General features: G+C 73.5%; 7 protein-coding genes. 3 read left to right on the top strand and 4 right to left on the bottom strand.

The genetic code is table 11. From position 1 onward, the window contains the following. Nucleotides 1-132 precede the first annotated feature (132 nt). On the top strand, nucleotides 133-498 hold the full coding sequence (locus ACFQ3T_RS31935) for a DUF1330 domain-containing protein (RefSeq protein ID WP_380729065.1): 366 nt from the start codon (nucleotides 133-135) through the stop codon (nucleotides 496-498). A 15-nt stretch (nucleotides 499-513) separates the two neighbouring features. Here the strand turns inward: ACFQ3T_RS31935 and ACFQ3T_RS31930 are convergent, their stop codons facing one another. Continuing rightward, nucleotides 514-2196: a ribonuclease J gene (locus tag ACFQ3T_RS31930; RefSeq protein WP_380729063.1), complete on the bottom strand. Its 1683-nt coding sequence runs from the start codon at nucleotides 2194-2196 to the stop codon at nucleotides 514-516. A gap of 9 nt (nucleotides 2197-2205) precedes the next feature. Beyond that, nucleotides 2206-2619, bottom strand: a complete 414-nt coding sequence (locus ACFQ3T_RS31925) for a MerR family transcriptional regulator (protein WP_380729062.1) — start codon at nucleotides 2617-2619, stop codon at nucleotides 2206-2208. 141 nt (nucleotides 2620-2760) lie between these two features. Here ACFQ3T_RS31925 and ACFQ3T_RS31920 point away from each other — a divergent pair, with 141 nt between their 5' ends. After that, a complete protein-coding gene (locus tag ACFQ3T_RS31920; protein WP_380729060.1) occupies nucleotides 2761-4371 on the top strand; it encodes a peptide chain release factor 3 in 1611 nt (536 codons plus the stop codon). 5 nt (nucleotides 4372-4376) lie between these two features. Here the strand turns inward: ACFQ3T_RS31920 and ACFQ3T_RS31915 are convergent, their stop codons facing one another. After that, nucleotides 4377-5417: a family 2 encapsulin nanocompartment cargo protein polyprenyl transferase gene (locus ACFQ3T_RS31915; protein WP_380729058.1), complete on the bottom strand. Its 1041-nt coding sequence runs from the start codon at nucleotides 5415-5417 to the stop codon at nucleotides 4377-4379. A 153-nt stretch (nucleotides 5418-5570) separates the two neighbouring features. Next, nucleotides 5571-6749, bottom strand: coding sequence for an ROK family protein (locus ACFQ3T_RS31910; protein WP_380729056.1), 1179 nt, complete (start codon nucleotides 6747-6749; stop codon nucleotides 5571-5573). Nucleotides 6750-6985: 236 nt separating this feature from the next. Here ACFQ3T_RS31910 and ACFQ3T_RS31905 point away from each other — a divergent pair, with 236 nt between their 5' ends. Then, a complete protein-coding gene (locus ACFQ3T_RS31905; RefSeq protein WP_380729054.1) occupies nucleotides 6986-8143 on the top strand; it encodes an inositol-3-phosphate synthase in 1158 nt (385 codons plus the stop codon). Nucleotides 8144-8285: the final 142 nt, after the last annotated feature.

The following is an 8285-nucleotide window of genomic DNA, read 5'->3' as shown; positions in this document are numbered from 1 at the left end:
CGGCCGGGCCGACTCCGCCGCACCGGTCGGCCCGGCCGTCGGCGCGCCCCAGCTGTGCGGCAGCCGTGCGGGACGGCCGGGCTGGTGGACCCACCGATGCGGAACCGGCCGCCCGCCACCCATGCTGACGGCATGGCTGTCGATCCACGTGGTGCGGACTTGAAGCGGCTGCTCGCCGAGGACCCGGGCGGGCCGGTGGTCATGCTCAACCTGCTCCGGTTCGCCGAGGGCGGCCGGGCGTCGTACGAGCAGTACGCGCGGCGCCTGCGCGAGACGTTCCTGCCCCGCTACGGCGGCGAGATCGTCTACGCGGGCGCCGGCTCCACGGCCCTGGTCGCCGAGGACGGGCAGAGCTGGGACGCGGTGGTGGTCGTCCGCTACCCCGACCGGGCCTCGTTCAGCCGCATGGTCGCCGACCCGGAGTACCAGGAGGTGACCCGCCTGCGCACGGAGGCGCTGAGCGAGGCGGTGCTCCAGGCGACGGTCCCCTGGACGTGAGCCGGGGTACCGGCCCTACGCCTCGATGACCACCGGGATCACGACCGGGCGGCGGCGGTAGGCGCGCTGCGCCCACATCTGCACCTCGCGGCCGATGAGCCGTTCCAGCTCCACCAGGTCCGTGACGCGGCGCTCGCTCGCACCGGCCAGGGCCTTCTCGATGGCCGACGTCGCGGGTCGGAACGTGGTGTCGTCGTGCTCGAAGCCGTGCGCGATGTAGTCCGGCTCCTCGCTGAGCCGGCCCGTCTCGATGTCGATGATCGCGACGACCGTGATGACGCCTTCCTCGCCGAGGGTGCGGCGCTGGGCCAGCGACACCTCGGTGACCCCGCCCACGGTCTGCCCGTCGACGTAGATGTTCTCGATCGCGACCTTGCCGGTGACGTGGACGCGGCCCTCGTGCAGGTCGACGACGTGGCCGTTCGCGGCGATGGGCACCCGGGCGCGGTCCACGCCGGTGCTGATGGCCAGCTCGGCGTTGGCCCTCAGGTGGCGCGCCTCGCCGTGCACCGGCAGGACGTTCGCCGGCTGCACGATGTTGTAGCAGTAGACCAGCTCGCCGGCGCTGGCGTGGCCGGACACGTGCACCTTGGCGTTGCCCTTGTGCACGACCTTCGCGCCGAGGTCGGTCAGGCCGTTGATCACCCGGTAGATGGCGTTCTCGTTGCCGGGGATCAGCGAGCTGGCCATCAGCACGGTGTCGCCCTCCTCGACCTGGATCGAGTGGTCGCCCGAGGCCATCCGCGACAGCGCGGCCATCGGCTCGCCCTGCGAGCCGGTGCAGACCAGCGTCACCTGCCGGGGAGGCATCCGGTCCATCCGCTTGACGTCCACGACGAGGCCGTCGGGCACCTTCAGGTAGCCCAGCTCGGTGGCCACGGCCATGTTGCGGACCATCGAGCGGCCGACGAAGGCGACCTTGCGGCCGTGCTTGTGGGCGGCGTCGAGGACCTGCTGGATGCGGTGCACGTGGCTGGCGAAGCTCGACACGATCACCCGGCGCGGGGTGGTGCGGAACACCTCGTCGATCGCGGGCGCCAGGTCGCGCTCGGAGGTGGTGAAGCCGGGCACGTCGGCGTTGGTGGAGTCGACCAGGAACAGGTCGACGCCCTCCTCGCCGAGGCGGGCGAAGCCGCGCAGGTCGGTGATGCGGCCGTCGAGCGGGAACTGGTCCATCTTGAAGTCGCCGGTGTGCAGCACCAGGCCCGCGGACGTGCGGATCGCGACGGCGAGGCTGTCCGGGATGGAGTGGTTGACCGCGAGGAACTCCAGGTCGAACGGGCCGCGCTCGAGCCGCCGGCCCTCCTTGACCTCGATCGTGACCGGCGTGATGCGGTGCTCGACGAGCTTGGCCGCGAGCAGGCTCAGGGTCAGCCGGGAGCCGACGACCGGCAGGTCGGGCCGTTCGCGCAGCAGGTACGGCACGCCGCCGATGTGGTCCTCGTGCCCGTGCGTGAGGACGACGGCGACCACGTCGGCCAGCCGGTCGCGGATGCAGCTCCAGTCGGGCAGGATCACGTCCACGCCGGGCTGGTGCTCCTCGGGGAACAGGACCCCGCAGTCGACGACGAGCAGCTTGCCCTCGTGCTCGAACACGGTCATGTTCCGGCCGATCTCACCGAGACCTCCCAGGGCGATGACCCGGAGGGCGTCGGGAGCGAGGACGGGTGGAGGGGTGTGGGTTCGAGCCGTGGTCACACTCTAACGTTACGTGAGAGTATCGACGGGCGAAACAGCGCCCCCGGCGGACCGGTGCGCGGGCAGGTGGGCGCGCAGGGTGGAGGCGAAGTCCTCGGCGATGCGGAGCTGGCCGCGCAGCTCGTCGCAGCGCTCCTCGGCCGCCGCGTGGAACTGCGCCAGGCGGTCCAGGTGCTCGTCGCGGTCGACGTCGTCGGCGGCGGACAGCGCGTCGAGGATGGCCAGCAGCTCGCGCATCTCCTCCAGCTGGAAGCCCAGCGGCTTCATGCGCTTGATCACGCCGAGGCGTTCCACGTCGGGCTCGGTGTAGAGGCGGAAGCCGCCCTGGCTGCGCGCGCTGGGCACCACGAGGCCGACCTCCTCGTAGTAGCGGATCGTGCGCAGCGACAGGCCGGTCCGGTCGGCCACCTCGCCGATCTGCATGTGTCCGCCCACAAGGTCCCTTCCGCTGTCGATCGGGAGCACCGCCGCGCCACGGGGTCGCGGGTCGCGGGCGCGGCAAAGGCTACCGTAACGTAAGGGTAAGATTCCGGGGTTGTCGTCGTCGAGCCCTGGAGAACGCGCATGACCGCCGCCGGTCCGGTGACCGCCTCGTCCGCCGACGTGCTGCGGGAGGCTGACCGCCGGCGCACGTTCGCGGTGATCAGCCACCCGGACGCGGGCAAGTCCACGTTGACCGAGGCGCTGGCGCTGCACGCCAGGGTGATCTCCGAGGCGGGCGCGGTCCACGGCAAGGCGGGCCGGCGCGGCGTGGTGTCGGACTGGATGGAGATGGAGAAGGCGCGCGGCATCTCCATCACCTCGGCCGCCCTGCAGTTCGCGTACGGCGACGCCGTGGTCAACCTCCTCGACACGCCCGGCCACGCGGACTTCTCCGAGGACACCTACCGGGTGCTGTCGGCCGTCGACTCGGCGGTGATGCTGCTCGACGCGGCCAAGGGCCTCGAACCGCAGACGCTGAAGCTGTTCGACGTGTGCCGCCACCGGGGCATCCCGGTGATCACGTTCGTCAACAAGTGGGACCGGCCGGGCCGGGACGCGCTGGCCCTGTGCGACGAGCTGGTGGAGCGGATCGGGCTGCAGCCCATGCCGCTGACCTGGCCGGTCGGCGTGGCCGGGCACTTCCGGGGCGTGCTGGACCGCCGGGACGGCGACTTCATCCGCTACTCGCGCACCGCGGGCGGCGCCACGGCCGCCGGCGAGGAACGGCTCGACCCGGCGCGAGCCGAGGCCGAGGAGGGTCCGGAGTGGACGCGCGCGGTCGAGGAGGCCGAGCTGCTGGCCGCGTCGGGCGGCGACTTCGACCTGGCCCGGTTCCGCGACGCGACCGGGACGCCGGTGCTGTTCGGGTCGGCGGTGCTGAACTTCGGCGTGCGGCACCTGCTCGACCTGCTGGTGGAACTGGCGCCGCGACCCACCCCGCGCCCGGACGTCAACGCGCGGCCCCGCGCGCTGGACGCGCCCTTCTCGGCGTTCGTGTTCAAGGTGCAGACGGGCATGGACCCGTCCCACCGCGACCAGGTGGCGTTCGCCCGCGTCTGCTCGGGCGTGTTCGAGCGCGGCATGGTCGTCACCAACACCACCACCGGCAAGCCGTTCGCCACCAAGTACGTGCAGCAGGTGTTCGGGCAGCAGCGGTCCACTTTGGACGTCGCCTACCCCGGTGACGTCATCGGCCTGGTGAACGCCACCGCGCTGCGCGTCGGCGACACCCTGCACGCCGACCGGCGGGACGTGCGGTTCCCCGGCCTACCGAGCTTCGCGCCGGCCCACTTCGCGGTGGCGCGCCCGGCGGACCTGAGCCGGGCCAAGCAGTTCCGCAAGGGCATCGACCAGCTGGAGTCCGAGGGCGTGGTGCAGGTGCTGCGCTCGAACCGGCGCGGTGACGGCTCGCCGGTGTTCGCCGCCGTCGGCCCGATGCAGTTCGAGGTCGCGTCCCACCGGCTGAGCGCCGAGTTCAAGTCGCCGGTCCGGCTGGACCCGTTGCCGTACACCGTGGTGCAGCGGTTGGTCGACCCGGCGCAGCGGGCGTTGGTCGACGGCAACCGCAGCGAGGTGCTGACCCGTGCCGACGGCGCCGACCTGGCGTTGTTCGTGGACAACACCGCGCTCGGCGTGCTGCGCCGCCTGCACCCCGAGGTGGTGCTGGAACCGCTCGTCGCCGGCAACGGGTGACCGGGTCAGCGGTCGCGGCGCACGATCGCCTCGGCCAGGGCGGCGAGTTCCGCGCCCGCCCGCGGTGCGGGGTGGAGTGAGTCGAGGGCGCGCAGGGCTTCGGCGAGGAGCCGTTCCGCCTGCCGCTCGCTCCACGCCCGACCGCCGGCCGCCTCGACGAGCTCGGCCGCGCGCGCCTGCTCGGTCGGCGTCAGCGGGCCGTCCTGCCGGTACAGCTCGGCGAACTCGCGTCCCGCCGGCGTGCCGGACGCGAGCGCGGCGACCACGGGCAGGGACTTCTTGCGCGCCAGGAGGTCCGCGTGCACCGGCTTGCCGGTGACGGCGGGCTCGCCCCAGATGCCCAGCAGGTCGTCGACGTGCTGGAACGCCATCCCGAGGCGGTGCCCGAACATCCGCAGGCCCGCCACCCGGGTCGGGTCGCCGCCGCCGAACAGGGCGCCCAGGGCGCACGCGGTGGCCAGCAGTCCGGCCGTCTTGCGCTCCACCATCGCGAGGCACTCGGCCACGCCGACGTCGTGCCTGCGCTCGAAGGCGAGGTCGGTGTGCTCGCCCTCGACCAAGCCCTGCACGGTGGCGTTCAGCCGTCGCACGGCGGTCAGCGCTTCCGGGTGGCCGGAGTCGGCGAGCACGTCGAACGCCAGCGCCAGCAGCGCGTCACCGGTCAGCACGGCCGCGCCCACGCCGAACACGTGCCACGCCGCCGGTCGGTGCCGCCGGGTGCGGTCGCCGTCGAGGACGTCGTCGTGCAGCAGCGTGAAGTTGTGCACCAGCTCCACCGCCACGGCGGCGGGGGTGGCGGCGCCTGCCTCGCCGCCGACCGCTTCCGCCGCCAGCTGGGCGAGCACCGGGCGGATCGCCTTGCCGCCCGCCGCGTCGGTCGGCTCGCCGTGCTCGTCCCACCAGCCCAGGTGGTAGCCGGCGACGTGCCGGGTGGACGTGGGCAGGTCGTCGACGGCGGCCCGCAGCGCGGGGCCCACCACGGCGCGGCTCCACGCGGCGACCTCGTGCGGGGGTCGGGCACGGGTGTCGGCTTCGGGTGGCACCACGGCGTCTCCACGTCGGTGAGGTCGGGTGAGGGGGTCGGGCCAGGCGTCGGACCGGCGGGCTGACCGGGGTGTCGGTCCGGCGGGGCCGGGTCTGTGGGTGTCGGGTCAGGGTGGTCGGGCCGGGTGGGCGTCGGCCGGTTGCGGCGGGGCGGGTCAGGCGAGTTGGCGGTCCACCACGGCGGGCGACAGCACGTGCTGGACGACCATCGCCGCCGCGCCGAGCACGCCGCCGTCGTCACCGGCCTGCGACGGGACGATCCGCAGGTTCTCCGTGGCCAGCGGCAGGGAACGGCGGTAGATCGCCTCCCGCACGCCGGCGAGCAGCATCTCGCCCGCGAGCGCGACCGTGCCGCCGACGACGATCAGCGACGGGTTGAACATGCTCACGCACGCGGCAAGGACCTCGCCGATGTTGCGGCCCGCCTGCCGCACGACCTGGCCGGCTTCGAGGTTGCCGGACCGGACCAGGGTGACGACGTCGGAGCTGGTCCGCGCCTCGATCCCCTTGGCGCGCAACGAGGCCGCGATCGCGGCGCCGCTGGCGACCGCCTCCAGGCAGCCGTTGTTGCCGCAGCGGCACGGCACGTCGCCCGCGTTCGGGGCGAGGATGTGCCCGAGGTCGCCCGCCGCGCCGACGGAGCCGCGGTGCAGCTTGCCGTTGCTGATGAAGCCCGCGCCGATGCCGGTGGCGACCTTGACCACGATCAGGTGCTCGGCCTCGGGGAAGCACTTCGTGTGCTCGCCCAGCGCCATGAGGTTCACCTCGTTGTCCACCAGGACGGGCACGCCGAGTTCCGCGCCGATGCGGCCGGGCACGTCGTAGCCGTCCCAGCCGGGCATGATCGGCGGGTTGTTCGGCCGGCCGGTGGAGTGCTCGACCGGGCCGGGCAGGCCGATGCCGACGCCCGCCAGCCGCACCGACTCGAGGTCGCCCTCGGCGAGCAGCGACCGCCAGGCGGCGATCAGCCGGGGCAGCACGACGTCCGGGCCCTCGGCGATGTCCTGGTCGAAGCGGAGCAGCGCCAGCGGCGTGCTGGTCAGGTCGGTCACCGCGACGGTCGCGTGCGTCGCGCCCACCTCGGCGGCGAGGACGACCCTGGCCTTCGCGTTGAACACGAACCGGCCCGCCGGCCTGCCGCCGGTCGACGCCTCGCTCCCCCCGTCGCTGACCAGGCCCGCGTCGAGCAGCATGTCCAGCCTGGCCCGCACGGTCGACCGGGCCAGGCCGGTCACCGCGGTCAGTTCCGTGCGGGTGCGCGGCACGCCGTCGCGGAGGAGCCGCAACAGCTCTCCGGGGGAGGCGGTGCCGAGGGAGGGGACGTCGTCTTCCACCCCTCAATTGAACCAGAGTACTTACTCATTTGCCGTAATCCGCCGAAACCCGGCGGACTTTTGATTGACATCCGCCATTAGCCCTCCTAGCGTTCGCCGCATGACGCTGATCCACCTCACTCCCACGGCCGGGAGCAGGCGTGCCGAGCCCTTCTCCGGGGCCGCGTCGGTCGCGTGAGCGCTGCGCGGTAGCCGCTCGCTGGTCCGACGGTGAGGGTGGCGAAGGAGGGTGGCCAATGACGGACGAACCCACCGGGCTGTGGCTGATCGGGGCGCGGGGATCGGTCGCGACGACGGCGATCGGCGGGCTGGTGGCGCTGCGCGCGGGCCTGGCGCCGCCGACGGGGTGCGTCACCGAACGACCCGAGCTGGCCGGCGTCCCGCTGCCGGGCTGGGACGACCTGGTCGTCGGCGGGCACGACGTCGTCCAGACGCCGCTGGTCAAGCGGGCCGAGGCGTTGGCGGACAGCGGTGTGCTGCCGCACCGGCTCCTCGGGGCGGTCGCGGACGGGTTGACCGCCGCCGACGCCGAGATCAGGCCGGGCTACCACCCCGTGACGCACCGGGGCAGCCAGGCGGAGGCGGCGCGACGGCTCGCCGCCGACATCACCGCGTTCCGCGAGCGGCACGGCCTGGCGCGGGTCGTGGTGGTCAACGTGTCCTCGACCGAACCGCCGGCGCCGGCCACGCCCGAGCACGACGACCTGGCCGCGTTGGAGGAGGCGTTGGCCGATCCGGCGCGTTCGGTGCTGCCGCCCAGCTCGGTGGCCGCATACGCGGCGCTGAGCGCGGGTTGCCCGTTCGTGGACTTCACGCCGTCCACCGGCGTCGCGTTGCCCGCGCTGGACCAGCTCGCCCACCGGCAGCGGCTGCCGTACGCGGGCCGGGACGGCAAGACGGGGGAGACGTTGCTGCGCACGGTGCTCGCGCCGATGTTCACCGCCCGCGCGTTGCGGGTGCGGTCGTGGTCGGGCACGAACCTGCTGGGCGGCGGTGACGGCGCGACGTTGGAGGACCCGGCGCACGCGGACAGCAAGATCGCGTCGAAGGCACGCGGGCTCGCGGCGTTGCTCGGGGACGACGTCACCGCGCCGCTGCACATCGACAACGTCCCCGACCTGGGCGAGCGGAAGACCGCGTGGGACCACGTGTCGTTCGAGGGGTTCCTCGGCGCGCGGATGTCCCTCCAGCTCACGTGGACCGGTCTGGACTCGTCGCTGGCCGCGCCGCTCGTGCTCGACCTCGCCCGGCTGGTCGCCGCCGCGCACGCCGCCGGCGAGGTGGGCGCGTTGGGCGCGTTGGCGTTCTTCTTCAAGGACCCGCTCGGCAGCGACGAGCACCGGTTCGCCGAGCAGACCCGGGAGCTGTACCGGTGGGCGGGGGAGCTGGCGTGAGGGCGTACGCGGAGCTGGTGCGGGCCCCGGCCGCGTTGACGGTGCTCGGCGACACCCTCGCCGGAGCCGCCGCGGCCGGAACCGCGTTGCGGGGCAGGCGTTTGCTGCTGCCGTTGTCGTCGGTGGCGCTGTACTGGTCCGG

The sequence above is a fragment of the Saccharothrix hoggarensis genome, assembly GCF_042678885.1.
In the GTDB taxonomy this organism is placed as follows: domain Bacteria; phylum Actinomycetota; class Actinomycetes; order Mycobacteriales; family Pseudonocardiaceae; genus Actinosynnema; species Actinosynnema hoggarensis.
This window is presented reverse-complemented; position numbering and strand designations above follow the sequence as displayed.

Coding starts and splice junctions, on each gene's coding strand:
- ACFQ3T_RS31935 (WP_380729065.1), top strand. CDS start 133: ATGGCTGTCGATCCACGTGGTGCGGACTTGAAGCGGCTGCTCGCCGAG.
- ACFQ3T_RS31925 (WP_380729062.1), bottom strand. CDS start 2,619: ATGCAGATCGGCGAGGTGGCCGACCGGACCGGCCTGTCGCTGCGCACG.
- ACFQ3T_RS31920 (WP_380729060.1), top strand. CDS start 2,761: ATGACCGCCGCCGGTCCGGTGACCGCCTCGTCCGCCGACGTGCTGCGG.
- ACFQ3T_RS31905 (WP_380729054.1), top strand. CDS start 6,986: ATGACGGACGAACCCACCGGGCTGTGGCTGATCGGGGCGCGGGGATCG.